Origin of the sequence: Dietzia sp. B19, from assembly GCF_014145155.1 — a bacterium.
GTDB lineage: Bacteria > Actinomycetota > Actinomycetes > Mycobacteriales > Mycobacteriaceae > Dietzia > Dietzia natronolimnaea.
This window is the reverse complement of the sequence record NZ_JAALED010000363.1, coordinates 1-1,696: the sequence shown is the minus strand read 5'-3', so window position 1 is coordinate 1,696 and position 1,696 is coordinate 1. Positions and strand designations below refer to the sequence as shown.

The window sequence follows — 1,696 nt, the reverse complement described above, 5'->3', positions numbered from 1 at the left end:
GCCCGGACCCGGACCTCGCGGGCGCTGTCCGACGAGGTCGCGGCCGCGATGGCCGCCGGACCGGTCCGCGAGCTGGTGACGGCCGGTCAGACCCACCGCGTCTGGGTCGACCGGCGCGAGGCCCAGTTCAGCTCGTGGTACGAGTTCTTCCCCCGCTCCACGGGCGGGTGGGACGAGCGGGGCCGGCCCGTCCACGGCACCTTCGCCACCTCGCGCACCCACATCGACCACGCCGCGGACATGGGCTTCGACGTGGTGTACCTGCCGCCCATCCACCCGATCGGGGTGGTCAACCGGAAGGGCCGCAACAATTCGCTCACCCCGGACCCGGGCGACGTCGGTTCGCCCTGGGCGATCGGTTCCGCGGACGGCGGCCACGACGCGGTGCACCCGGAGCTCGGCACCATCGAGGATTTCCGCGAGCTGGTCGAGTACTCCGCCACGAGGGGTGTCGAGATAGCCCTGGACCTGGCGTTGCAGTGCGCGCCGGACCACCCGTGGGCGCAGGCGCACCCCGAGTGGTTCACGGTGCTGCCCGACGGGCACATCGCCTACGCCGAGAACCCGCCCAAGAAGTACCAGGACATCTACCCCGTCAACTTCGACCTCGATCCCGAGGGGATCTACGCCGAGGTGCTCCGGGTCGTGCGGCTGTGGACCTCCCTGGGCGTACGGATCTTCCGGGTGGACAACCCGCACACCAAGCCGGCCGACTTCTGGAGCCGCCTGATCGCCGAGGTCAAGCGCACGGAACCGGACGTGCTGTTCCTCGCCGAGGCCTTCACCCGTCCCGCCCGCATGTTCGGCCTGGCCAGGCGGGGCTTCTCGCAGTCGTACACCTACTTCACCTGGAAGACCACCAAGTCCGACCTGGTGGAGTTCTGCGAGCAGCTGCTGGCGCACGTCGACGAGGCCCGGCCCAACATGTTCACCAACACCCCGGACATCCTCCACGAGTCGCTGCAGCGCGGGGGCCCCGCGATGTTCGCGATCCGGTCGACGCTCGCGGCCACGCTGTCCCCGGCGTGGGGCGTGTACTCGGGCTTCGAGCTGTTCGAGTGGCAGCCCGTCACCGACGGCAGCGAGGAGTACCTGGACTCGGAGAAATACGAGCTCCGGCCCCGGGACTTCGCCGGTGCCGAGGCGGCGGGCCAGTCCCTCGCGCCGTGGCTCCGGACCCTCAACCGGATCCGCCGGGAGCACCCCGCCCTCCAGCAGCTGCGCACCCTGCGGTTCCACGACGTCGACAACGACCAGATCCTCGCCTACTCCAAACTCGACCCCACCACCGGCGACTGCGTCCTCACGGTGGTCTCACTCGACTCGCACGGGGTCCAGGAGGGCACCCTCCGGCTGGACATGGCCGCCCTCGGGTACGACGACGACGCCCGGTTCAGCGTCCACGACGAGGTCTCCGGCAGCGAGTTCCACTGGGGTTCGAGCAACTACGTGCGACTCGAGCCGTGGACGGCGGTCGCACACATCGTCGTGGTCCCGCCCTGCGACGAAGCACGTAGGGTCGAACTGACCTACCGCACGCACATCGTGGATTGAGGGACAACGGCATGGGAAAGCACCACGGCAAGGGCCGACCCGCTACCGAGAGCTCCGCCACGGCGCCCGGCAGGGTGCCACCGCCCGTCGACCCCGGGGCGGCCTGGCGGACGCCCGAGGAGGTCGCCCGCGACGAGGCGGG

The 1,696-nt window shown here is 70.5% G+C and carries 1 protein-coding gene; it reads left to right on the top strand.

All coding sequences use genetic code 11. The annotated features are described in order from the left end of the window. Nucleotides 1-1,554, top strand: a 1,554-nt coding sequence (locus G6020_RS10840; RefSeq protein WP_182610635.1) for an alpha-1,4-glucan--maltose-1-phosphate maltosyltransferase, incomplete at its 5' end; no start/stop codon positions are given. Between the last annotated feature and the right edge of the window lie 142 nt (nt 1,555-1,696).